This is a genomic window from Nitrosospira sp. NpAV, assembly GCF_000832065.1.
In the GTDB taxonomy this organism is placed as follows: Bacteria; Pseudomonadota; Gammaproteobacteria; order Burkholderiales; family Nitrosomonadaceae; genus Nitrosospira.
In genome coordinates this window covers 176,628-201,808 of record NZ_JXQM01000008.1, presented here as the reverse complement: position 1 = coordinate 201,808, position 25,181 = coordinate 176,628, and the positions used below count along the sequence as shown (strand labels likewise).

Below are 25,181 nucleotides of genomic sequence, written 5' to 3'. Positions count from 1 at the left end.
TTTGAACAATCTTCTGGATGGTGGAAAGTTATGTTAATCAAGCGAATCGCAAAGCGGATAGTGGATGCCGAGTGGGTGGCCCGTGTCGTTGAAGTATTGGATCGTCGATCAGACAATCGAATGACCGAACTCGGGATGCTGAGCCAGGCCTTCGAGTTCGCAAAGATCAATGAAGTGCCCGGGGACTACTTCGAGTTTGGCTTATGGCGAGGCAAGACCTTCGGCTACGCGCATCGAATGAAGCGGCGTTATGGCCGGCACGATATGAAGCTGTGGGGCTTTGATTCATTTCAGGGCTTACCGGCAACGGAGAAACATCCCGACAACATTTGGTATGAAGGGCAGTTTGCCTGCGCCCGCCCGGAATTCGAGGCAATTCTCGCATCCCGTGGCATTCGGACATCCGAGTACGAACTGGTTGAGGGTTTTTATAGTGACAGTCTGAATGATGCTGCCCATCGGCGATTATCCGGACGCAAGGCGGCGGTCATCTATATCGATTGCGACTTGTATGATTCAACAGTCCAGGTACTCAATTTCATCCGGTCATATATCGTAAATGGTTCCATTATCTGCTTCGATGATTTCTACAATTACAAAGGCGATCCTGAACAGGGTGAACAACGCGCGCTGGCAGATTTTATGCGGCAGGAAGCAGACCTGAGCTTCATACCCTATCTCGACTATGCCCCACTTGGAAAATCATTTATCTGTCGTCTAAGATGAAAATGGAGCGTCGTGGAAAGACATTAGCGGTGGGCGATGTTTGAATTCGATAAATACGAGATGCATTTGCATGTGGATCGGAACCTCGTGCCACTGCAACCCTACACGCCTGTTCAGGGTGTGGCGAAGATGTCCTTGCTCATGTGGGGTGAGCATTGCATAGAATGCGCCGCCCCTGGCTGTTTCGCAACCTGTGACCTCTACCAGAGCAGGCCGGATCAACGTTGCAGACGCCTGACCTATGGCATGTATCGTAACCAGCGCTTTCCGTCCGCTCGCGGCTATGGAGCGGAGGTTACATTCAAGCAATGGGGCAAGATCGAAGCTCGAGGCAATACCCTGATGCTGCCTGCCGCTACTGCCTTGTTGGCCGAACGCATGCTCGGTTCGATTGCGCCACTTGCCAACGTGGTGGGTGCGATGATGTACCGGCTGACGCGTGACATGCGCTGGTCGTATCTTGAGTATGCGCTTCTTGAGCGCTTTGCCCGCTGGATGCACCGGGTAAGCCGCACGGAGTCCAAACCGGATTTTTTTCTGCTCGAGGTTTACAACCCGGCAGAGGTGCCGATACGAATGCAGTTGAATATGTCGATTTCCAGCGGTATGGTGAGTAAACAAACGCAACTCACGAAGCTTCCCCTGCCATTTCGTACCTCGGTCGTATTTCCACCCGGATATTCGCGGCATGAGTTCGGCTATGAGCAATTTTCGATGATTACCGAGTGCGGTCTTCCATTTGACATTGCCATTATTCCCGACGGAGAAACCGCCTCGCGCGTTGTTTTCCTTACCGCCGATTTTGTTGTTCACCACAAGACTGAAGGCGTGCAGAGTGCACGCACGCCAAAAATAAAGTGCGTGGTATGGGATCTCGACAATACGATGTGGGATGGAATTCTGCTTGAAAATGAGGCGGTATCGTTGCGCCCCAAGGTCCTCGACTTGCTGCGCTTTTTTTATGAACGTGGAATCTTGCTCAGTATTGCGAGCAAGAATGACGAGGCAAGCGCGTGGCGGCGCCTTGAGGAACTCGGCATAGCGGATTATTTCCTGTATCCCCAGATCAATTGGCTCCCCAAGAGTGAAAACGTCAGAATCATAGCGGAACAGCTCAATATTGGTCTGGATACCTTCGCCTTCATTGATGATAATCCCTTTGAACTGGAAGAAGTTTCCCGGGCATTGGTCGGAGTCGATTGCGTGAATGCGGCCGACATCGACCGCCTCTTTCTGGATCCCCGCTATCAGGGAACAAGTAGCGAAGAAGCGAAGAAGCGTAGCCAGTTTTACAAAGAAGAATTCGTACGCAAGAAAAGCGCAGCCAAGTTTGGCTCGGATTATCTTGGCTTTCTGGCTGCATGCGAGATAAAGCTTTACATCGACGCCTATGCGACCGATGATCTGGACCGTGTTTCCGAACTTGTACAGCGCACCAACCAATTAAATTTTTCCGGGCGCAAGTACGCCAGGGAAGAGATACTGCCGATTCTCGCCGATGACGAGGTCAGGAAATATGTTCTTCGTTGCAGCGACAATTTCGGTTCCTACGGTGCAGTCGGATTCGCCATCGTTCGATTCGTGGAGCAAGGGATACGCGTCGAGGACTTTATGCTCTCCTGCCGTGTGCAGGGAAGATTTATCGAACAAGCGTTCTTCAACTACCTGGTGGCCTCACAAAGCAGTCAGAAGCCACAGAGCTTGTGGGTTAACTTCGAGCCTACAGGGCGTAATATTCCCGCCCAACAAGTGCTCGAAAGCCTGCACTTCGAGCCATGTACACCGGAAAAAGGTCTGCGTGTCGATCTCAGCGTTCACTCACTCGATTGCACGTTTATTTCCGTGGCATCCTTGTCCGCAAGTCAATCCGGCTCAGGCGTGTCGGAGGCAAGTGATTGAACCGCGGTTGGCTCGCACCGATCCGGTATGGCCCAACGCCATATCGGATATTGCACCATCACAATGAGCGCGATGAGAGCGCTCCACAGTGCGATGTATCGCACCGCCAACTCCCCCGGTCCAGCCAGATGTGAGCGATCGCTACTCAGCAGGAACTGCAATGCGGAAAACACCTGGTTATACTTGACGATCACCTGTTCCGTACCGAAATAAATCGCCAAATAGGCCAGAGCACCGGAAGCCACTACCCACGCGACCGTCCTTGTTTGCCCTGGTGTCCCTGGAATCAACGCCAGTGCGGCCTTCGTTCCACCAAATGAAATTCCTGCCATCGCCATGCCGATTAGCAAGAATGCGCTTACGCTGCCATTGCCGGCCATCAGTTCGACCAGATTGTCTGTGGAAGCCGCCCTCACCACGATGTAATAAGATATCGGCACTAACAGGCAGGCGCCGATCGTCCATCCCAACAACGCGGATTGAGCGCTCCTCGCACCGGAGAGGGACCGCCGCGCGGCAATAACGGCTCCCCCCGTTGCCGCAACACTCCAGAGGCTGAACAGTGCCAGAAACCGGCCGAGTATTTCCCATTCCCAAGGCCAGTTCAAAACGGGGGAACCGACGATGTCGTGAATACTCTCGCTTGGCACCGCAGACCATAGCAGCAGCCAGGCGATCAAACCATGCAGCAATATCAGGGGCGGAAAGCTCAGCAGGTATAGCTCTCCCCGCGCCAGCCATTGCGCAATCAGTATCGGAAAACCCATAGCCCAATACAACAGGGCCGCAAGCAGTACCAGTGAGCGGAAGGGGTGGCCCTGGTATATCAGTTCGCGCACATTATAGGGCGTCAAGGGTGACCGCATAACCAACCAGCCGATCGCCACGCATATCCCGATCCCGATCGCCACCAGAGCAAGTGTGCGTTTTCCGCTTGCGGTTGGGTGAACTGCAACTAAGGGGCGTGGCTTGGATGCGGGCGCTTCCATGTCCCATTTTGGGGAGCTCCCGTGTTTTTGCATCCTCGACAATGCCCAACCAATCAGCAATAACAGGATAGGTTCTGTCACATCCGCGGTGCGGCCCAGCAAACCCATTTGCGTCAGTTCGATCAAGCACGACCATACCACCAGCCCCGCCGTCGCCTTGACAATACCCATCCCGGTTCTTTGCAAAAGCCATAGCAAAGCGGTGTAAATAAACAATGACTGGACCAGTCCCCTAGCACCGGTTTCCATGGACCCCCGCAGCATGGTTGCGAACGGGATGCCATTGAAGGTTCCACCCGAAGCGGGAGAAAAAGGCGTTAGGGCGACGATGCTCCCGGCGATTAGCAGCAACCAGAACACCGCCTCGAAGAATTTGGTGCGACCGAGGCGCGATAGCGCCAGGCAACCCGCATATCCTGCCAGCGACCCAGCGAGAAGCGATGCGTTCAAAGTCAAATTGACGATAAGAACCTTACCCACCCACACCATTGCAAGTGCGCTCCCGAGCCATGTGGCGGGTTGTCGTCCCAACGCCATGAAAGCGCTACCTGCGGCAAGTGCTCCGGCCGCATGCATAGCAGCTGCCGGGAAAGAAATGTTGGATTCAAGGAGAAGTGGCTTCAGCGCATCCTTAAATTTTTGCCAATCGAATGTTGGCACCAATGGCAATAACTCGGTGAGCAGCCACAGTATCAACACCAATAGGGGTACCAGCGACGCAGCATCGAATGGATATGCGTTTCCAGGCGAGCGTTTTCCTAGCACATGCGCGGCCGCCATGCCCGACAGCATACCTGTCATATTCCAGAGCACATCCGACAATGCCGCGGAACGAGAAGGAAGCCAAACCTGCGCCAACTGAAGGGTAAATGAATAAACAAAGGCGAACAAAAGTAGGCCGGCGATACGAATCGTGGCATCGCCCCTGTTTGAGCCAAATAATATGCCAGCCATTCCGAGCGGGAAAAACAACGCAATATTACCCAACAGATCGCCGGGGGAAGTGAATAAGTGCCAGTCGGTAAGGAACTGCTTTACAGCTCCGGCATCCGGTGTGGAAAAGTTGCCGGGATACAACGATCCATAGGCAATCAATACCGCGATCACTGACAGAATACGCATTTTTTTCTGTTTTCTATCGAGTATCTTGGATTAAGGAAAGCCGGAAGATGAGAGCCTCATGGGGGTGTAACGGATAGCGGCTTAATTTCCAGTGCGGGCAGCCAGCGAGGTCTGTCTTTACCCAGCGCATAAGCGCCCATTCCACCTGTTCCATGCAAATCTCCATCAAAATCCAGATCGGCTTGGGGGTAAGCATCAAAGCGCATGCTGTCACCGGCGCGCTTCCGCACTTTGGCAGCCACCGGCATCAAATTCATTTCGCCTAAAGGTGCGAATGGCTGGGTAAGGTAATTCCGCGCTTCGTCAAATTTGTCTGTCAGATTTGTCTCTAGGGAAATGCCCTGCACAGCCATTCCGGCGAATACGATATTGGCCATCACGAATTGTGGATGCGCCGGATCGTTTTCTCGCCGGGCGAAGTTTATGCCTGACCCGCGTGCTATCACGGTATTGTAGAAAACGCTTATCGCGCGTGCCGTGTCATTGTGCGGCTGGATCCGTATGGCATCGCCAAAATGGTTCACAAACAGATTATTGTACAACGCGATATTGCCTTCGCCCTGGAACAATGCTTCATGCAGATTCTGATAAAAGAAATTGCCGTAGATGAGATACCGGTCGTTTGCTCCCGGTCCCGTGAGCGGCCAATGCCCGACCAGCATATTGGGCCTTGCCATTTCCTTGGATCCGCCACGCACCTTGCTGAGAACATTGTGACGGATGATCGTTGCGCTATCTTCGTCCGGTATGCCGGGTAAAACCGGGCGAGGCTGTTGATGTTTGATCTGCAGGTTATAGCCGAGCGTATCAATTATCAGATTGCGGTCAATCAAGCCCCCGATAAATGGTGCGCGTCCATCTGAGTTACCGAGGTAAAGGCCGGTTCCGGCACCTTCGATTACATTGTTGCGAATCACCCAGCCCCAAGCCGGGCATTTGGTGGAAATACCAACAGTTTGCTGATTGTTGCCGTGACCACGAATGCGCAGCCCATCAAGTGTGATGTGATGTGCCCAGTCCGCGTGGCCTTCGCATTTCACCCCATCCACTCGCAGATTGCGGCCATCAAGAACCAGATTGCGAATAGTGACATAACTCGAATTGACGATACTGACCGTGTTATGTCCGGGACGCGCAACAAATACTGCGCGGGGTTCTTCATCCGGCCCAGAAATTGTGATCGGAGTTTGCGCAGTGCCATGAAGCTGATGAATAGGCAGGCCGTCCCTATATTCTCCCGGCATCAGCCATACGTAAGCGCCTGGCTCTAATTGCTTTAGTCTGGCACGATAGGTTCCAGGATCTACCGTGTAGGTGGTGCCGGTGAAAGCAGGGGATATATTGGATAGAACGCCAGCGATCATGAATAACCAGCGGAAATACCGGACATCAATTGATTTAATCATGTTAGTGCATTTTGATGAAAGCTTGAGTGAATGTATCAGCCCGTCATTTCCATTTGCCTACGCCGCAAAATGTCGTGATCGGGACACCACCCATCACCGCCGCTCCCTCCCATGATAGGAACACGGACCACACCGGCTACCAAAAAACGTGACGCACCATGTTCGCGGTCTGATTCTGAGCAACTCCAATCCCTGAAGGAAGCGCAAACCGGTATTGCGCCCACCGTGTTATCCGGTTATAGTAAACGCAACTTTGTTGCAATACTATCCCTTTATGCTTATCAATTTTCAAGAGCAGGCGGAGTCGATGATCCGGCGTACCGGTGAGCGGGCGACTCCTGGCAGAGTTCGAATTCTTGCTGCCCTGTTGGCGGAGCAACAGGCTGTTACACATCATGAAATTGAAGAGCGCCTGAGCCGTGAGCAACGGCTGGATCGTGTCACGCTCTATCGCGTGCTTGAATGGCTGAACAAAAGAGGGTTTGTGCATAGGGTGGCGAGTGACGATCGAGTATGGCGTTTTCGCGCAAATTTCGACGTGCACTCACATCAGCATGCGCATTTTAAATGTACCCGCTGTACAAGGGTGATCTGTCTTGATGATATGAAAGCCAGGTATGACGGTCCGTTGCCGCCCGGTTACCGGTCTCAGGCAGTCGAGTTGATAGTCAAGGGTTTTTGTGCGGAATGCGCATGACAGAATATTCGATCCATAAAATACGGTACCCGTATGCCGATATCGGAGGATACGGTTCCACGATATTGCGTAAAGGATTGTTCCTGATTCTGATATTGACGCTTTCGTTCGTCCCGGTCTTTCAGGCGACGCACGCGCTTACGCACGTCGACATCATCGGCGTCGTTCAAGCGGACGATCCCGGGCAGAACGAACTCGATCCAGACTCCGACCTCGACCGGATTTGTCTGGACTGCCTGGCTTTAACGGCTTTCAGCATTATTCCTCTCATCCTGCCTTCCCTCTTTCTGGACCCGATGATGCGGCAGCTTCCGCCGCTCTTGAAATCCAGACATACTCTCCTTGATTTCTCATCCCCGTATCTCACGCGCGCGCCCCCGTTAGCGTAATCCCTCTGTTTCTTAAAATCGAGCGGCCCTGGCCGGTATCCGTCATTTGACGCTTATCGCCCGATCCGGGCTGTATTCGGCCACAAAAATAGCCAAGTGCCGGGAGTCGATGCCTTAATGCAACTCAGTTGCATAAAACTCGCCTTTCCATCCATTCAAGAAGTCGATATGAGTGATTCAAGCTGTAATGTACCGGGCGCACTTTCACAACGCGTGAGCGGAGTATTCAGGGAATCTCCGAACAAGTCGCCGATTTGGCTAGCGGGATGCGTGACAGCGGCGTTGTGGAATGGAGCGCTACGGAGGCGGGAAGGGCATGCTCAAAGATTTTTCGAATCAGCCATCATTATGCCGATACTTGCGTTCGGCGTATTGCCTGTGCACGCGCAGGATATCGGCAAAGCCGGTGTATTGCCGCCTGTCGTAGTGACCGCTACGCCATTCGAGAATCGTAGCGAGCTGGATATGGCACAGCCTGTTTCAGTGGTGCGGGGCGAAGACCTGCGCCGTAAGCGCGAAGCGAGTCTGGGCGATACCCTCTCCCGAGAGCTGGGTGTGGCGTCCAGTTCCTTCGGACCGGCAGCGGGCCGTCCGATTATTCGCGGTCTGGATGGCCCGCGTATTCGAGTTCTGGAGAATGGAATCGGTACTCTCGATCTGTCGACCATCAGCCCGGATCATGCGGTAACAGCCGAATCCCTCAATGCCTCCCAGATCGAGATCCTTCGGGGTCCGGCAACGCTGCTTTATGGCAGCGGCGCATCGGGTGGCGTCGTCAATGTTGTCTCAGGACGCATTCCCAATCAACTGTTCAAATCACCCAAAGGCGATATCGAGCTACGTGGCAATACAGCAACAGAGGAGCGTACCGGTGCTTTCAATGCGACCGGCAGCATCGGCGGCCGGGCTTCCTGGAGCGTGGGTGGCTTCAAGCGCAAAACCGATGATTATCACATTCCGGGGCGAGCGGATGAGAGCAACCCGAACAGCGAGAAAGGTGTTGTCAGGAATAGTGCGATAGACTCCGGTGGCGTATCTGCAGGCGGATCTTTCGTCGGCGAAAAAGGCTTCATTGGCGGATCGGTTTCGCGACTGGAGAGCGAGTATGGCATACCCAGCCCGGAAGGTTCGAAGATTGATCTGAAGCAAACTCGTTATGATTTGTCAGGTGAACTGGATAAGCCCATCATTGGCTTTGAGAAACTTAAGGTGCGTACAGGTTACAATGATTACAAGCATAACGAAATAGAGGGAACCGGCGAGATCGCCACGCGATTTAAAAATCAGGGACTGGAAAGCCGCGCCGAGCTTCTGCATGCACCCATCGCAAACTGGAAGGGGGTATTCGGGGTCCAGTTTCAGGATCGCAATTTTTCCGCTCTGGGCGAAGAGGCTGTGATCCCGGTCACGAAATCACGTTCCACCGGTATATTCCTGGTCGAAGAGCGCAACTGGGACCGCTGGCGACTGGAACTCGGCGGGCGCATCGAGCGCGCCACACAAGACCCGCAGAACAACGCCAACCCGGCGCGCGCATTCAATCTCTATAATGTTTCAGCGGGCACTTTATGGAAAATCATGGAGGGCTACGGACTTGGTTTATCAGCAACCCGAGGGCAGCGCGCGCCATCCACGGAAGAGTTGTACACAAAAGGCGCACACCGCGGCACCGCCACCTTTCAGACGGGTGATGACGCCTTAGGCAGCGAGACAACCAATAATATCGATCTTGCATTGCGCAAAAATACCGGCCTCATAAAATGGAAAATCAATGTATTCCATAACTGGATCGACAGCTATATCTTCGTGCGTAGCGCCGACATCAATGGTGACGGCGTGGCGGATCGCGTCGATGATACGGGCACACTGGATCCCGGTGGCGACTTCCTGGTACAGAATTTTGCGCAGACGGGAGCAAAATTCTTTGGCGCCGAAGCCGAAGTGATCGTCACCTTGAAGCCTGATGCCACCGAATTACGGCTGTTTACCGACTATGTGCGCGGGAAACTGGATACGGGGGGTAATGTCCCGCGTATCACACCGCCGAGATTCGGGCTGGAACTCAATCATAAAGTGGGTTCCTGGGCGGCTAACGTGAATGCATTTCATGTGATGCGCCAAAACCGGGTGGCGGAACTTGAAACCCATACACCAGGCTACACGTTGGTAAATGTCGACCTGAGTTATCGTATCAAGGAAACCAAATCAAACGGCATAAAAATATTTATCCAGGGCAAGAATCTGCTAAACGAAGAGGTGCGCGTACACACTTCCTTTCTGAAGAATTTTGCGCCATTGCCTGGAATAGCCGCGATAATTGGGTTGAGAGGCGAATTTTAACCTCATTGTGCCAAACGCATTCGTTCGACTACCGGGAAACACATTTTAATGTCTTAAAAAAGGCTTCGGCAAGGTTTCGATGTCCGTCCGTCTGTTAAGCCCCGGCAGAATGTGGCACACTTCGGCATTCTCTAATTCCCGGCAGTTAATCCGTGTCTCCCTACGAACTCTTCATTGGTCTACGCTACACGCGTGCCAAGCGCCGCAATCATTTCATTTCCTTCATCTCCCTGATTTCTCTGCTGGGCATCACCCTTGGCATGACGGCGCTCATCACCGTGATGTCGGTAATGAACGGATTTCAGAAAGAAGTGCGCTCGCGTATCCTGGGTGTTGCGTCGCATATACAGATAAGCGGCATAGACGGCAAGCTGACGGACTGGCGCCGGGTTGCGGAAGAAGCGCTGAGGCATCCGCTGGTGGAGGGCGCCGCGCCTTATGTAAGCGCGCAAGGCATGGTGTCGTTCGACCAGGTTGTCAGCGGCGTCGCGGTAAGAGGCATCGAGCCAGCCAGGGAGGATAAAGTGGCCGACCTGGCGCGGATGATGGTGGATGGCAGGCTTGACGAACTGATCCCGGGGAGATTTGGCATCGTTATCGGCTCGGAATTGGCACGAATCCTGGGAGCATTTACCGGCGACAAGATAGTACTGATCTCGCCGCAGGGCCAAGTAACGCCGGCGGGCATTTTACCGCGCCTCAAACAGTTCACCATTACCGGCATCTTCGAGGCAGGACACATGGACTACGACTCGAGCCTGGTGCTGATCAACTTGTCGGATGCACAAAAGCTCTACCGCATGGACGATGACCAGGTATCGGGTGTACGGCTGAAGCTGCATGATCTCTTCGAGGCGCCGCAGGTAGCGCGAGATCTTGCACCCATGATTTCCACGGAGGTTCATATCAGCGACTGGAGCCGCCAGCATGGCAATTATTTTCGAGCGATACAGATCGAGAAACGCATGCTGTTTCTGATTCTCGCCCTTATTATCGCCGTCGCGGCCTTCAACATCGTTTCGACCATGGTGATGGCGGTAACCGATAAGCAGCCCGATATCGCTATTCTGCGCACCCTGGGCGCAAGCCCGCGCAGCATCATGAAAATCTTCATCGTGCAGGGCACCATGATCGGTGTTCTGGGCACCATTCTCGGCTTAATCAGCGGCATGTTGCTGGCATACAATGTGTCGTCGGTGGTCGCGCTGATCGAGGGTCTCTTCAGCGTGCGATTCCTTTCACCGGATGTTTATTTGATTAGCGACATTCCATCCGATCCGCAAATGAGCGATATTGTGGCCGTGGCATCAGTATCGTTCGTGCTGACACTGCTTGCAACGATTTATCCCAGTTACCGGGCATCCAGAGTCAATCCCGCGGAGGCCCTCCGGTATGAATAAAACCATTATTTCCTGCCGCAACCTGCGCAAAAGTTATTTCCAAGGAAAGCTGGAGGTTCCAGTGCTTATGGGCATAGACCTTGATATCGTGGCAGGTGATACCCTTGCTATTATCGGTGCCTCAGGTTCAGGTAAAAGTACGCTGCTACACGTGCTGGGAGGATTGGATGCTCCGACCGGCGGCGATATTCATATCATGGGTCAGAATATAGCAACCGTCAATGAAGAAGAAAGATGCAAGCTGCGTAACAGGTCGCTGGGTTTCATTTATCAGTTTCATCACTTGCTGCCAGAATTCAGCGCACTGGAAAACGTCGCCATGCCGCTATTGATCCGGCGCATCAGCAGCGGTGAGGCGTATGACCAGGCGGCGGAATTATTGAAGCGGGTGGGCCTTGGCCATCGTCTCACGCACACTCCCGGAGAACTTTCGGGCGGGGAACGGCAGCGTGCGGCGGTGGCGCGCGCGCTGGTGACTCAGCCTGCTTGCGTCCTTGCGGATGAGCCTACCGGAAATCTCGACCGGCACACGGCGGGAGGCGTATTCGAACTGATGCTCGAACTCAACCGCAGCGTGGGCGCAAGTCTCATCATTGTCACCCACGATCCGGAACTGGCCAAAAAGGCCGGGCGGACATTACAGCTGGAAGACGGTATATTGGCTGAATAAAGTACGGGTCACTGAGGCTTGTCGCAATTTCCATGCGGCGCCTGCCCTGCGGAAGAAACGATCGGCCCAGCGGGGGATTGAGGTTTATACATCAGAGCGCCGTTTTGCCCGTTTTCGCCATTCATAAATCGTATAGAATCGCCATACCCCGCGCACAGCGAAATACCCAGTCACAGAAAGCAACAGCGCCAGCAACAATATTCCCACCAGCAACGGCTTGCCCAGCGACATTACCCAGTCTATCAATGCAGGAATCCATTCGCTGATATTCTTATCCATCAGGTGCAACTCCGTTTGGGGCATATTACCTGTGCCGTTACCCATGACAAACTCACCGATGGCGTAGGCAACGATATAGATCGGCACGATCGTGAAAGGATTGGAATAAAGTGTGGTAGCTACCGCCACGGGGAGATTTACTTTGAAAACGATTGCAAACAAAGCGGCAAAAAAGAACTGCACCGGATTGCTGCCAGGGATCAGTCCGGCAAATAGTCCAACCGCCACGCCACCCGCTACCGACCGGCGATGAAGATGCCACAGATTGTGATGTTGCAGTTGTTCTCCGAACAGCCCCACAAACCGGTTCTGTCGGACGGTTTCGTGAGAGGGCAGATATTTTTTGAAGTATTTTCGGAGCACAGGAAGAGTGTACGGAAATACCGGCGCTACATGCAAACATAATACCGGAGTCAACCGGCCATGAGAAACCAGCCGTGGGTACGCCAAAGCACTCGAAAGTCTCGATTCTTGATAGCGTGGGTCAACATGCTTAGCGGAACGAATTCCGCTCTCTGGTCCAATAACTCCCCTCATGCCCATATCGTTCAGTAAACGGCAAAGACCCTGATGCGAATCTGTATTCTCGCATTTGCCTTCGGGGTGGGGCTGTTGCAACAGCAGGCCGAGTTGCCGGAACTGCTGTGGGCGTGGCTCCTCGTGCCTGGTGCGGTGGGTGCAATTTTACTCTGGCGTTATCGGGTCGCCATTTTGTCCATCACCGCAAAGATTCTGCTTGCTCTGACTTTCTTGGGTGCGGGTTTTTTCTGGGCGGCGGCGTTTGCCCAGTGGCGTCTGGCGGATGCGCTCCCGCATGAATGGGAGGGACGCGATATTCAATTGGTGGGGGTGGTGGCGGAGCTGCCGCAAGTCAATGAAAACGGCTTGCGCTTTGCTTTTGACGTGGAGCAAGTGCTAACGGCAGATGCGATTGTGCCCAGACGCGTTTCCCTTGCCTGGTATAAGGAGCGCCGCAAGTACGCGGAGGATTCAGGGTCCGTGCCACCTCATATGAATGCGGGCGAACGCTGGCGGATCACGGTGCGGCTCAAGCGTCCGCATGGCAGTATCAATCCTCATGGTTTCGATTTCGAGGAATGGGCGCTGGAGCGCAATATTCGAGCGACGGGTTATGTGCGGAAGGCTGACGATAATTTGCGGCTGGACGAAATGGTTAATGAGCCCGCCTATCGCATCGAGCATCTGCGCCAGGAGATACGTGAGCGTTTTATTCGGGCGTTGCCGGATCATGCCTATGCCGGGGTTCTGATTGCGCTGGCGGTGGGCGACCAGCGCGCGATTCCAGGCGGGCAATGGCAAGTATTTACGCGTACAGGCGTAAACCATCTCATGAGTATCTCGGGCCTGCATGTGACGATGGTTTCGGGTCTGATATTTGCGCTGGTATATGGGTTATGGCGCAGGAGCCATCGCCTGGCACTGTGGTTGCCGGCGCGCAAGGCCGCGATTATTGGGGGGCTGGCGGCGGCTTGCGGCTATGCGCTGCTCGCGGGTTTCGCGGTGCCGGCGCAGCGCACGGTCTATATGCTTGCGGCGGTAGCGCTCGCCTTGTGGCTGGGGCGTTTCACTTCCGCGACAGCGGTGTTGGCATGGGCATTGCTGGCGGTGGTGGTGCTCGATCCATGGGCGGTGCTTTCGCCTGGTTTCTGGTTGTCGTTCGGCGCGATGGCGTTCATCATGCTCGTAACGGCCGGAAGGATTGGCAGAATGCACGGGTTGACCGGTTGGGCGCGCGTGCAGTGGGCGATAACCCTCAGCCTGATACCGTTGCTATTGGCGATGTTCCAGCAGATATCGCTGGTTTCGCCGATCGCCAATGCCATCGCCGTTCCGCTGGTGAGCCTGGTGGTGGTTCCTTTGACGTTGCTGGCCACACTGCCGCTGCTCGACTTCATGCTGCTGCCTGCACACATGGTGCTGAGCGGCTGCATGGAGATGCTGCGATGGATGAGCGATGTACCGCAGGCGGTATGGAGTCAGCATGCGCCCCCCGCATGGGCAGTGGCCGCCGGCATGGCCGGCATTGTTTGGATGCTGCTGCCCGGAGGATTAGGACCGGGTTTGAGGGGCGGATCGGGGCTGGCTACAGGTTTTCCCGCTCGCTGGCTGGGAGCCATTGCCCTGCTGCCGATATTTCTGGTATTGCCGCCAAAACCGGCATCGGGAGAATTATGGCTCACCGTGCTGGATGTCGGCCAGGGGCTGGCGGTGGTGGCTCGCACAGAAGGTCATGCGCTGCTCTTCGATACCGGCCCCGCTTTCAGTCCCGAGGCGGATAGCGGCAACCGCACCATCGTTCCCTTTCTGCGCGGGGAGGGGATCAAGCATCTGGATGCAATGATTGTCACGCACGCCGATTCCGATCATAGTGGCGGGGCATTGTCGGTGCTGGAGGCGGTGCCGGTGGAGTGGCTGGTTTCATCTTTGCATGCCGATCACCCGATTCAGCTGGCTGCTTCCAATAAACGCCAGTGCCGTGCGGGACAGTCGTGGCAATGGGATGGAGTACGCTTCGACATGCTGCACCCAGTCGAACAAAGTTACAGCAACCCCAGGCTTAAAACCAATGCTTTGAGCTGTGTGCTGAAAATCACGACAATCCATGGTAGTGTACTGCTGCCGGCCGATATCGAAAAACAATCCGAGTATCAGCTACTCGCAAACGATGGTAACGCGCTTTCCTCAACGGTGCTGGTGGCGCCCCATCACGGCAGCAAAACGTCATCTACCACCGAGTTTGTGCGTCAGGTGAATCCCCGGCTGGTAGTATTCACCGTAGGTTATCGCAATCGTTTCGGACATCCCAGGGAAGAAGTGATGGAGCGCTATCGGACGCTGGGAACCACATTGCTGCGCAGCGATAACGATGGGGCAATACTGTTGCGCTTTGCGGATAATACGCTCGCAGTCGAAACTTCGCGTGCGTTGCGCCGCCGTTACTGGCAGGATACTGAATACCGATGAAATCAAGACAAAATGATGGGTTGCCCGATTCAGCTGCAATAGTTTCGCCGGAACATTCATCCGCAGCGCTTTTCTCCGCTGCGGGTGGACGAGATGGATTTTCCTGGCTTGAATCCGCGTTACCCATGCTACCCGCATTATCTCCCGGCGAGATCGAAGTACTCCGGCATGCGCTGGAATTTTCCCAGCCGCTGTATGCGGGCAAACATCTGTCCACCGGCGAGCCGGTCACCCGGCATGTGCTGGGCGCAGCGTCGGTTCTTGCATCGTTGCGGGTCGATAGCGATACCCTGATGGCAGGTTTGCTTCATGCAGCTGCGGGTTATCTGGATGATTACGAGGAAAAGCTGCAAACAACCTTCAGTCCGGCTGTGACTCACCTGGTGGAGGGGGTGGTGCGCATGGGCCGCATCCGGACGCTGGGCGCAAGAGGTGAGGGAAGCGGTACAAATCACAATGCGCAGATCGAGGCATTGCGAAAAATGCTGCTGGCGATGGCGGAAGATATTCGCGTGGTCATTATCGCTCTGGCGGATCGGACGCAAACGATGCGATATATCGCTGCAAACAGCATTCCGGAAAGGGTGGAGATTGCGCACGAAACGCTGGATATATTTGCACCCCTGGCCAATCGTCTGGGGCTCTGGCAGATAAAGTGGGAGCTGGAAGATTTGTCGTTCCGGATTCTTGAACCGGAACGCTATAGAAAAATTGCGAGACTGCTCGAAGATACCCGCGTCAACCGGGAACAGTATATCGGGCGAGTGGTGGATGAGTTGCAGCGCGAGTTGCAGCAGGCCGGCATCAAGGCTGAAGTTACCGGGCGTCCAAAGCACATTTACAGCATCCACAAAAAAATGAAACGCAAGGATGTGGATTTCAAGGAAATCCATGATGCGCGCGCGGTGCGGATTCTTGTGAACGATGTGAGGGATTGCTATGCCGCGTTGGGGATGGTCCATAATTTATGGGTGCCGATCCCCAAGGAATTTGATGACTATATCGCGAGACCGAAAGGTAATGATTACCGGTCATTGCATACTGCCGTCATTGGTCCGGAAGACAAGGTGGTCGAGATCCAGATACGCACGTACGAGATGCACCGTCATTCCGAGATGGGCGTCGCCGCGCACTGGCGCTATAAGGAAGGTGCGAGACGCGACGCCAGGTATGAGGAGAAAATCGCCTGGTTGAGGCAGATCCTGGAATGGAAAAATGACGTGGAGGATGCCGGGGAGCTGGCGGAGCACTTCAAGACCGCGCTATTCCAGGACTCGGTTTATGTGTTGACCCCGCAGGGGAGAGTGATTTCCTTGCCCAAGGGATCTACACCGGTGGATTTTGCCTACCATGTGCACACTGATCTCGGTCACCATTGCCGCGGCGCGAAAGTTGACGGCCTCATGGTACCGCTTGACTACCCGCTGCAAAACGCGCAGCGGGTGGAAATCATCTCGGCTAAACAGGGCGGACCGAGCCGTGATTGGCTCAATCCCGCGTTGGGCTATCTCACCAGTCATCGTGCGCGATCGAAGGTCAGGCAGTGGTTCAGCACTCAGCAACGCGAAGATTCGCTGATACAAGGCCGGGCGATAGTGGAAAAGGAATTGCAGCGCCACGGCATGACGGCGCTGGGACTGGATAAACTGGCAGGGGGATTCAAGTTTGCCAAACTTGATGCTTTCCTCGCCGCGGTCGCCCGGGGCGACATCAATAGCCACCAGTTGGGCGCATTTTTAAGCGGCAAGGCCGAGCCAGCCGTCACAGCGGGTTCAGCTGGCTCAGTGGGCATAGCGGTGACCGGGCCGGAGTTGCCGGCTGGTAGGAAAGCCATTCCGCAATCCGATGGCGGTGTACTCATCGTCGGCGTGGACAAGTTGCTCACGACGTTGGCAAAGTGCTGCAAACCGGCGCCACCCGATCCGATCGTCGGTTTTGTCACGCGTGGGCGTGGCATCACGATACACCGTCATGGGTGCGCCAGCCTGTCACGGTTATCCGCGGAAAGCGCGGAGCGTCTGGTAGCCGCGGATTGGGATGCATCGAAGGGGGAAGCAAGTTATCCGGTCGATGTCGAGATCGAGGCGCTGGACAGGCAAGGGTTGCTCAGCGACATCTCCACTATTCTTTTGCGTGAAAAAATCAATGTAATCGCCACGCATACTCAAAGCCGGGGCGTTACTGCCACCATGCAATTCACGCTTAAAATTACTGGCCTGGCGCAGTTGCGCCGCGTACTTGGGCTGATACAAGGCGTACCCGGCGTGATGTCGGCGTCGAGAAAGTGATGATCACCTATGGGTTTTTTTAATAGACCCCAATATTGAGAGATCTAGCTGTTCCTGCCTAAGGCAATGCATGAGATTGCCGCTTTCCTCTTCAAGTCAACAGATCCTTATACTTTTTTCAGGTAACAGCTGCGTCATGCGGCGTTTTTAGATAAATTACATTAATATTTTTATATATCTCATTTATTTACATAACTTATTTGTTAAATGATGAGTTTCCATCGATTTTTAATTTAAGTCATTGTCACATAACAAAAAACTCCTGTATTCCCTTGACTTCACCATTGTTTTTAATTACAGTGGGCAGAAGTGGGAGAAAGTGGGGAAATTATAAGACTTATTTCCCCCCAAAAATAAGGGAACAAGATGTTTCGCGGCGGCACACCTATCAGTCTGGACAACAAGGGTAGACTCGCGGTGCCCGCGAAATACCGTGAGGGACTTATGTCTCTTTGCGCCGGTCGTCTGGTGGTAACCGCTGATCCCTCCCGGTGTTTGCTGGTTTATCCGTACCCCGTATGGGAGCCCCTGGAGCAGAAGCTCAATAGTCTTTCCAGCTTTAATCCACAAATCCGTAGTCTGCAACGTCTTCTCGTTGGTAACGCCAGCGATGTGGAAATGGATGGCGCCGGCCGTATATTGGTGCCGCCTCTCTTGCGTCAGTTTGCTGGCCTTAGCAAAGATGTGGTGCTGGTGGGACAGGGTGCGAAATTCGAATTGTGGGATGACGAGAAATGGAATTTGCAAATGGATAATGCGCTCGCTTTCAAAGACGGTATCCCGGCGGAGCTTAATGGTTTTTCGCTGTGATGTGGTTGATACGTCCATGCATGTCACGGTCTTGCCGCATGAAGCGGTGGACGCGCTGGCTATCAAGCCAGACGGAATCTACGTGGATGGCACCTTCGGGCGCGGCGGTCACAGCCGGATGATATTGGAGCGGTTGGAAAAGGGAGGCAGGCTGATTGCGTTTGATAGAGATCCGGCCGCGCTGGCCACAGGACGAACCATTGGTGATCCTCGTTTTTGCTTGATTCATAATAGTTTCTCGGAAATCAGGCAGGTGTTGCGGCAATTGGGTGTGGAGCGGGTGGATGGGGTGCTGCTGGACTTGGGCGTATCGTCGCCGCAACTTGAAGAGCCGCTGCGCGGATTCAGCTTTCGCCAGGATGGCCCGCTTGATATGCGCATGGATACCAGCCAGGGACAGACAGCTGCGGAATGGCTGGCTGGCACTTCAGAAGCACATTTGGAAGAGGTGATAAGAAGCTATGGCGAAGAACGGTTTGCTAAACAGATTGCAAGAGCGATTGTTGCGGCAAGAGCGCGACAGCCCGTCGTTACCACCCTTCAGCTTGCCGCGATTGTGGCGGCGGCCGTGCGTTCGCGCGAGCGTACCCGGGAAAAGCAGAATCCGGCGACGCGCACTTTCCAGGCTATACGGATTTATCTCAATCAGGAACTCGACAAGTTGTCGCTGGCCCTGCCGCAATGCGTGGAAATACTGAATTCCGGGGGCCGGCTCGTGGTCATCAGTTTTCATTCATTGGAAGACCGGTTAGTGAAACGTTTTATGCGCGAGTCGGCAAATGCCGACATGTTACCGCGCAGATTGCCTTTGCGGGAAAAAGAGGTACGGCTTCTGGGCCATCACAAATTGCGTCTGATAGGCAGGGCGACACGTCCGGGCGCAAACGAGCTGGCGGTTAACCCCAGGGCCAGAAGCGCGGTAATGCGGGTGGCGGAACGAGTCAATACAACGTAGTGCAAGGTCGCTATCGTGGCGTTCACGGCTAATGAGAGACTGACGTGATCAGGATAAATATGCTATTGATTTTAATCCTCATCGCCTGCGCGCTGAGTGTTGTGACTTCACAGCACAAGGCGCGCAAGCTTTTTGTGGAGTTGGAGAGAGAGCAGGAGCAGGCGGGGCGGCTGGCGGTGGAATGGGGGCAATTGCAGCTCGAACAGAGCACATGGGCGATGCATACCCGCATTGAAAAAATCGCTACGGGACAACTACATATGCAAGTGCCCGATGCATCGCGCGTTCAGGTCGTTTCACTGATGAATGCGGCTGATGCCGGCAATTCTATCGCTGTGGAGGCGGTAAAGCCATGACGCCACGTCACGCAACACGCATTATCTTGCCAGCCGGGCGCTCACGCTTACTGGTCGCTTGTTTGTTGCTCGGATTGTTGGGATTGGTGGCGCGCGCGGCCTATTTGCAGGGGATGCACCACGGCTTTTTGCAGCAGAAAGGTGAGTCACGGTACAGCCGCGTACTGGAAATGAGCGCGCATCGGGGAATGATCACAGACCGGCATGGGGAGCCGCTCGCAATCAGTACACCGGTGGAATCAGTATGGTCGAGTCCGCAGGATATGAATGCAACACCGGAGCAGTTAAAAAAACTGGCAAGCTTGATCGAGATGGACGCCCAGGAAATTCGTAGGCGCCTGAATGAACCATCCCATGGCGCTCGGCGGGATTTCGTATACCTGAAGCGGCATTTATCACCGGAAGTCGCGGCCAAGGTAGTCGAACTCAACCTGCCGGGTGTATTTCTTAAACGTGAATACCGCCGGTATTATCCGGCGGGCGAATTGACGGCTCACATGCTTGGTTTTACCGATATCGACGACAAGGGGCAGGAGGGAATCGAGCTGGCGTGGCAGGACGAACTCGCGGGCAAACCTGGAAGCCGCCGTGTCATCAAGGATCGCAAAGGCCGCATTGTCGAAGACGTGGAAAGTATCCGGGCTCCCCGGTCGGGACAAAATATCGCCCTGTCCATAGACAGCAAAATTCAGTATCTCGCTTACCGGGAATTGAAGCAGGCGGTCGAAGCCAACAAAGCCAAAGCAGGCGGCATCGTGGTGCTGGATGCGCAGACGGGCGAGTTGCTGGCGCTTGTCAACCTGCCCGCGTACAACCCCAATAACCGGGCGAGGATGAGTGGCGCGCGAGCCCGCAACAGGGCCTTGACCGACGTATTCGAGCCGGGTTCAACCCTTAAACCCTTTACCATAGCGGCAGCGTTGGAGGCTGGAGGAGTGAAACCCGATACGGTATTCGAAACCGCGCCCGGGACGTTTACCATAGGCAGGGCGACGATACGCGATGCGCATAAAGAAGACTCGTTGACGGTTGCGCAAGTGATCCAGAAATCCAGCAACGTCGGTTCCGCAAAGATTGCCTTGTCATTGCCGCCGCAAACGTTGTGGGAGATGCTGAGCGACTCTGGGTTTGGCGTCTCCACCGGTTCAGGATTTCCCGGAGAAGTTGCTGGCAGGCTTCGCCCATATCGTACCTGGCGCCCCATCGAACAGGCCACGATGTCCTATGGCCACGGCATTGCGGTGAGTCTGCTGCAGCTGGCGCGTGCCTACACCTTGTTCTCCGCCGAGGGCGAGTTGAAATCCGTGTCGCTATTGAAGCTTGATGCACCCGCGGCAGGCAAGCAAGTGATATCGCGCGACACTGCGCTCGCTGTGAGCAAGATGCTGGAGATGGTGGCGCAACCGGGAGGCACTGCGCCGAGAGCCCAGGTGAGTGGTTACCGGGTTGCTGGCAAAACCGGCACTGCACATAAGCTGGAGGGCAACGGCTACGCAAAAAACCGTTATCTGTCCACATTTGTCGGTTATGCGCCGGCTTCCAGTCCGCGCTTTGTCATTGCGGTGATGCTGGATGAGCCCTCCGCAGGCCAATATTTTGGTGGCGCGGTGGCGGCGCCGGTGTTCAGCCAGGTCATGGCGGGCGCGTTGCGCATGCGTAACGTCCCGTATGATGCACCCGCCAATAACGTCATGTCATTCAAGGCGGTGCCAGAATTGAAGAGTGATGTATGAAACCGGAATCCAGATTCGAAGATCCGAAATCCATGGCCTCAAAGGTGTGCTTTGATTTTCATGCCCTTGAAGATCTGGGTGTCAGGATCGGCAGCCTGGTTACGGACAGCCGCATGGTGAAGCCGGGAGATACTTTCCTGGCATATACCGGAGAACAGTCGGATGCTCGCAAGTTCATTCCTCAAGCGATAGCGGCGGGGGCGAATGCGGTGCTATGGGAACGCCGGGGTTTCGCATGGGATCCCGCATGGCGGGTGCCCAATTTACCCATAGCCGGGTTGCGTGCCCGGGCGGGCGCCATTGCCGACCACATTTATGGTCACCCCTCGCAAAAGCTATGGCTCATCGGTATTACCGGAACGAATGGCAAGACCTCTTGCAGCCATTGGATTGCTCAGGCCATGACCGCTCTGGGAAAAAAAGCGGCAATCATCGGCACGTTGGGAGCCGGTTTTCCGGGTGAGCTCGAATTAACCGCCAACACCACGCCGGATGCGGTTCTATTGCACCGGAAGATGGCGGATTATTTGCTGCACGGCGCACAATGCGTGGCAATGGAAGTATCGTCGCATGGGATAGCGCAAGGGCGCATTAGCGGATCGACATTCGCAATCGCGGTGTTCACCAATCTCTCGCGAGACCATCTGGATTATCACGGCAGCATGGAAACATATGCCGCTGCCAAGGCGAGACTGTTCCATTGGCCCGGACTCAGATACGCCGTACTCAATCTGGATGATGCGTATGGTGTTGAATGGTCGCAACAGCTTTCCGGCACGGAGACAAAGGTAATCGGGTATGGATTTGCCGAGCCGGCACTGCGGGGTCGGGGGTCGGAAAGATTCTGGGTGGTACGGGGCCGGAATCTAAAAGTAAGCCCGCAAGGATTGGAGTTTGATATTGAGTTTGAAAGCGGGTCTGAAACCGAGTATTCGAGATTTGAAACGAGCATAGTGGGAAGCTTCAATGCTTCAAATTTGTTAGGAGTGCTGGCCGCGTTGCTGGCCAGCGGCATCAAACTGGCTGAAGCGGTGCGCGTCTTGCGGCAAGCCCGGCCTGTAGCCGGACGAATGGAGCAAATGGGGGGCGGCGATCAACCGCTTGTAGTGGTGGATTATGCCCACACGCCGGATGCCCTGGAAAAGGTGCTGGCAACACTGCGCGAAATGCTTCGTGCCCGTTCCGGAACAAACAGAGAATCAAATGCAAAATTGATCTGCGTGTTTGGCTGTGGAGGTGAGCGTGACCGCGGCAAGCGCCCCTTAATGGGTGCTGTGGCGACGCGCCTTGCCGACGAAGTCATTATCACCAGCGACAATCCGCGGAAGGAGGATCCCCATGTGATCATCCGCCAGATCGTAGCCGGTGCAAGCGCCAATCATCGTATCGAGCAAGACCGGAGGACAGCCATTCACCAAGCGATTCAAGGTGCGCAAAAGGGCGATGCAGTATTGATCGCTGGAAAAGGGCATGAAACCTATCAGGAAATAGATGGAGAAAGGTTTCCGTTCAACGATGCCGAGGTGGCGAGACAAGTACTGCGGGATCTGTCCAAGCTACCCATGCAAACATGATGACGGTGCGGGAAGCAGCCCGGGCGCTGCATGGAGAGTGGCGCGGTCAAGATGTGCGTTTCACCGCCGTTAGTACCGATAGCCGTACAGTGGGGCACGGCGATCTGTTTGTCGCTTTGATAGGCGAGAAATTCGATGGCCATGATTTTATAGCCGAAGTGAAGAAAAAGGGTGCTGCCGCAGCGATGGTTTGTTTGGAATCAGCGGCTGAAAGCCAGGAAACAGGAATTCCGCTCATCCTGGTGAAGGATACCCGTCAGGGATTGGGGCAACTGGCCGCGCACTGGCGTAACGGTTTCAGCATTCCGGTGGTTGCGGTAACCGGCAGTAATGGCAAGACCACGGCAAAAGAGATGATCGCATCCATATTGCGACGAGCAGTGCGGGCGGCGGACGGGGTGGATAATCCTGACAAGGTATTGGCGACGGAAGGCAATCTTAATAACGATATCGGCGTGCCGCTGATGTTGTTGCGATTGCGCGAACATCATGTTTATGCGGTGATCGAAATGGGCATGAATCATGCGGGAGAAATTGCGTATTTGACCCGGCTGACAAAGCCCAGCGTGGCGTTGATAACGAACGCGGGGGCGGCGCATGTCGAAGGGCTGGGTTCGGTGGAAGCGGTTGCTCGCGCCAAGGGTGAGATATTTTCGGGACTCGATCAACACGGCATAGCCGTTATCAACGCCGATGACCCGAATGCTCCGTTATGGCGAAAACTCGCCGGTAGAAGAAAAGTGGTGGATTTTGGTCTTGACGGGGGACCCAAGGTGAGGGCCCGCTATCGGCTGGATTTTCTTGGTAGCGGTATGACGTTGATTCTGCCTGACGGAGTCGAAGAAGTGGAATTGCAAGTGCCAGGTGAACACAATGTGCGCAATGCGCTGGCGGCTGCGGCGGTGGCGGTGGCCATGGGAATTGATCCCAAAGCGATCGCATCGGGGCTCGGCGGGTTCCGTGGAGTAAAAGGGCGTTTGCAGAAAAAACACGGCTTGCATGATGCGACGTTGATAGACGACAGCTATAACGCCAACCCCGAATCGGTGCGAGCCGCGCTGGCTGTGCTGGCAAAAGCGCCGGGCAAGAAAATCCTGGTGCTTGGCGATATGGGCGAGCTAGGGGAAAACGCCAGAGACTTTCACGAGCGCATCGGTGAGGAGGCGCGTCGTGCAGGAATCGACGGATTATTTGCGCTGGGTGAACTGAGCGCCTATACGGTAGCGAAATTCGGCCCCGGGGCAAGGCATTTCGAAAAGATCGAGCAACTGCTGGCGGAGGTAAAGAGCCAACTGGCAGCCGATGTGACGTTTCTGATAAAGGGATCGCGCTTTATGCAAATGGAGCGGGTGGTCAAGCAGTTCGAATTATGAATTACGAATTTCAATCATGTGGGAGTCATGAATAAGCTGATCCGATTTGCCAGCCTGCAAGTTCCGAAAGATAAAGTCTTGTCCAGAGGACTGCCATGCTGCTAGAACTTGCCCAATGGCTTGCGAAGGATATTCGCGTATTCAATGTGTTCAATTACATTACCTTGCGCACGGTGCTGGCGGCGCTGACCTCTCTGGTGATTTCCTTCATCATCGGACCGGCCATGATACGTAAGCTCACTGCTTACAAGATCGGCCAGTCGGTACGTGATGACGGCCCCCAGAGTCACCTCATTAAGGCGGGCACGCCCACGATGGGTGGTGCGCTGATATTGGTATCCATTGCCATTTCCACATTACTTTGGGCGGATCTAAGCAATCGCTATGTATGGGTGGTGCTTGTGACCACACTGGGTTTCGGCATAATCGGCTGGGTAGATGATTACCGCAAGGTGGTATACCGCAATCCGAAGGGCCTTTCCGCCCGCGCAAAGCTTTTCTGGCAGTCGGCAATTGCTGTCTCGGTAGCACTGTATCTTGCGTTGACGGCCGAGTTGCCTGCCCAGACCACCATGATTGTACCGTTCTTCAAGCAAGTGGCAATTCCGCTTGGCGTGGCCGGATTCGTGACGCTTGCCTATTTCGTCATCGTAGGGACCAGCAACGCGGTAAATTTGACCGACGGGCTTGATGGTCTGGCGATCATGCCCACCGTGATGATCAGCAGTGCCCTGGCAATCTTTGCTTACGTGGCGGGTCACGCCGTGTTCGCAAAGTATCTCGGCATTCCACATATTCCCCATGCAGGTGAACTGGCCGTTTTCTGCGGTGCGCTGGCGGGCGCAGGGCTTGCTTTTCTCTGGTTTAACGCCTATCCGGCGGAGGTGTTCATGGGTGACGTCGGGGCGCTCGCGCTCGGTGCCGCACTCGGCATTGTGACGGTGATAGTACGTCAGGAAATCGTATTGGTCATCATGGGTGGCGTCTTCGTGGTGGAAACCTTGTCGGTAATGCTTCAGGTGGCCTCCTTCAAGTTGGTGGGTAAACGCATTTTTCGCATGGCGCCGCTGCATCATCACTACGAATTGAAGGGCTGGAAGGAAAACCAGGTAGTGGTGCGTTTCTGGATCATCACCATGATGCTGGTGCTGTTTGGATTGTCTTCGTTGAAGTTGAGATAAAACGATCTG

General features: G+C 54.7%; 19 protein-coding genes. 16 read left to right on the top strand and 3 right to left on the bottom strand.

Annotated features, from left to right (window positions below; all coding sequences use genetic code 11):
- The first annotated feature begins 30 nt into the window (after positions 1-30).
- Positions 31-726 (top strand): TylF/MycF/NovP-related O-methyltransferase, encoded by a 696-nt coding sequence (locus SQ11_RS06735; protein WP_041513377.1) that lies wholly within the window; start codon positions 31-33, stop codon positions 724-726.
- Positions 727-762: 36 nt separating this feature from the next.
- A complete protein-coding gene (locus SQ11_RS06730) occupies positions 763-2,625 on the top strand; it encodes an HAD family hydrolase (protein ID WP_041513376.1) in 1,863 nt (620 codons plus the stop codon).
- Here SQ11_RS06730 and SQ11_RS06725 read toward each other — a convergent pair.
- Positions 2,589-4,736, bottom strand: a complete 2,148-nt coding sequence (locus SQ11_RS06725; protein ID WP_041513375.1) for a VanZ family protein — start codon at positions 4,734-4,736, stop codon at positions 2,589-2,591. The genes SQ11_RS06730 and SQ11_RS06725 overlap by 37 nt on opposite strands.
- A 56-nt stretch (positions 4,737-4,792) precedes the next feature.
- Positions 4,793-6,142 (bottom strand): hypothetical protein, encoded by a 1,350-nt coding sequence (locus tag SQ11_RS06720; protein ID WP_041513374.1) that lies wholly within the window; start codon positions 6,140-6,142, stop codon positions 4,793-4,795.
- 274 nt (positions 6,143-6,416) lie between these two features.
- Here SQ11_RS06720 and SQ11_RS06715 point away from each other — a divergent pair, with 274 nt between their 5' ends.
- The 5 genes from SQ11_RS06715 (at position 6,417) to lolD (ending at position 11,638) form a co-directional block, all read left to right on the top strand.
- Positions 6,417-6,839, top strand: a complete 423-nt coding sequence (locus SQ11_RS06715; RefSeq protein ID WP_041513373.1) for a Fur family transcriptional regulator — start codon at positions 6,417-6,419, stop codon at positions 6,837-6,839.
- Positions 6,836-7,228 (top strand): hypothetical protein, encoded by a 393-nt coding sequence (locus tag SQ11_RS16380; RefSeq protein ID WP_052494036.1) that lies wholly within the window; start codon positions 6,836-6,838, stop codon positions 7,226-7,228. The genes SQ11_RS06715 and SQ11_RS16380 overlap by 4 nt, the downstream gene beginning before the upstream one ends.
- A gap of 168 nt (positions 7,229-7,396) precedes the next feature.
- Positions 7,397-9,568 carry a TonB-dependent receptor gene (locus SQ11_RS06705; protein ID WP_084226763.1) on the top strand — a complete coding sequence of 724 codons (2,172 nt, stop codon included), beginning with the start codon at positions 7,397-7,399 and terminating at the stop codon, positions 9,566-9,568.
- Positions 9,569-9,720: 152 nt separating this feature from the next.
- The gene (locus SQ11_RS06700; RefSeq protein WP_041513372.1) at positions 9,721-10,968 is read left to right on the top strand and encodes a lipoprotein-releasing ABC transporter permease subunit; all 1,248 of its coding nucleotides are present in this window, start codon (positions 9,721-9,723) and stop codon (positions 10,966-10,968) included.
- Positions 10,961-11,638 carry a lipoprotein-releasing ABC transporter ATP-binding protein LolD gene (gene lolD / locus SQ11_RS06695; RefSeq protein WP_041513371.1) on the top strand — a complete coding sequence of 226 codons (678 nt, stop codon included), beginning with the start codon at positions 10,961-10,963 and terminating at the stop codon, positions 11,636-11,638. The genes SQ11_RS06700 and lolD overlap by 8 nt, the downstream gene beginning before the upstream one ends.
- A gap of 84 nt (positions 11,639-11,722) precedes the next feature.
- On the opposite strand, the gene SQ11_RS06690 is transcribed toward lolD, so the two are convergent.
- Complete coding sequence (locus SQ11_RS06690; protein ID WP_232297917.1) at positions 11,723-12,217, bottom strand: DUF2062 domain-containing protein; 495 nt, start codon at positions 12,215-12,217, stop codon at positions 11,723-11,725.
- Positions 12,218-12,487: 270 nt separating this feature from the next.
- Here SQ11_RS06690 and SQ11_RS06685 point away from each other — a divergent pair, with 270 nt between their 5' ends.
- The 9 genes from SQ11_RS06685 to mraY all read left to right on the top strand — a co-directional run bounded on the left by SQ11_RS06685 (position 12,488) and on the right by mraY (position 25,172).
- Positions 12,488-14,902, top strand: coding sequence for a ComEC/Rec2 family competence protein (locus SQ11_RS06685; RefSeq protein WP_041513370.1), 2,415 nt, complete (start codon positions 12,488-12,490; stop codon positions 14,900-14,902).
- Positions 14,899-17,190, top strand: coding sequence for a bifunctional (p)ppGpp synthetase/guanosine-3',5'-bis(diphosphate) 3'-pyrophosphohydrolase (locus SQ11_RS06680; protein WP_041513369.1), 2,292 nt, complete (start codon positions 14,899-14,901; stop codon positions 17,188-17,190). Before SQ11_RS06685 ends, SQ11_RS06680 begins: the two co-directional genes overlap by 4 nt.
- A gap of 366 nt (positions 17,191-17,556) precedes the next feature.
- Complete coding sequence (gene mraZ / locus SQ11_RS06675; protein WP_041513368.1) at positions 17,557-18,000, top strand: division/cell wall cluster transcriptional repressor MraZ; 444 nt, start codon at positions 17,557-17,559, stop codon at positions 17,998-18,000.
- A gap of 16 nt (positions 18,001-18,016) precedes the next feature.
- Entirely contained in the window at positions 18,017-18,955 is a 939-nt protein-coding gene (gene rsmH, locus SQ11_RS06670; RefSeq protein WP_041513475.1) for a 16S rRNA (cytosine(1402)-N(4))-methyltransferase RsmH, read from the top strand.
- 44 nt (positions 18,956-18,999) lie between these two features.
- Positions 19,000-19,311 (top strand): cell division protein FtsL, encoded by a 312-nt coding sequence (gene ftsL / locus SQ11_RS06665; protein ID WP_041513367.1) that lies wholly within the window; start codon positions 19,000-19,002, stop codon positions 19,309-19,311.
- On the top strand, positions 19,308-21,044 hold the full coding sequence (locus SQ11_RS06660) for a penicillin-binding protein 2 (RefSeq protein WP_041513366.1): 1,737 nt from the start codon (positions 19,308-19,310) through the stop codon (positions 21,042-21,044). The genes ftsL and SQ11_RS06660 overlap by 4 nt, the downstream gene beginning before the upstream one ends.
- Positions 21,041-22,618, top strand: a complete 1,578-nt coding sequence (locus tag SQ11_RS06655; protein ID WP_041513365.1) for a UDP-N-acetylmuramoyl-L-alanyl-D-glutamate--2,6-diaminopimelate ligase — start codon at positions 21,041-21,043, stop codon at positions 22,616-22,618. The genes SQ11_RS06660 and SQ11_RS06655 overlap by 4 nt, the downstream gene beginning before the upstream one ends.
- Entirely contained in the window at positions 22,615-23,991 is a 1,377-nt protein-coding gene (gene murF / locus SQ11_RS06650) for a UDP-N-acetylmuramoyl-tripeptide--D-alanyl-D-alanine ligase (RefSeq protein WP_041513364.1), read from the top strand. The genes SQ11_RS06655 and murF overlap by 4 nt, the downstream gene beginning before the upstream one ends.
- Positions 23,992-24,086: 95 nt before the next feature.
- Complete coding sequence (gene mraY / locus SQ11_RS06645) at positions 24,087-25,172, top strand: phospho-N-acetylmuramoyl-pentapeptide-transferase (protein ID WP_041513363.1); 1,086 nt, start codon at positions 24,087-24,089, stop codon at positions 25,170-25,172.
- Positions 25,173-25,181: the final 9 nt, after the last annotated feature.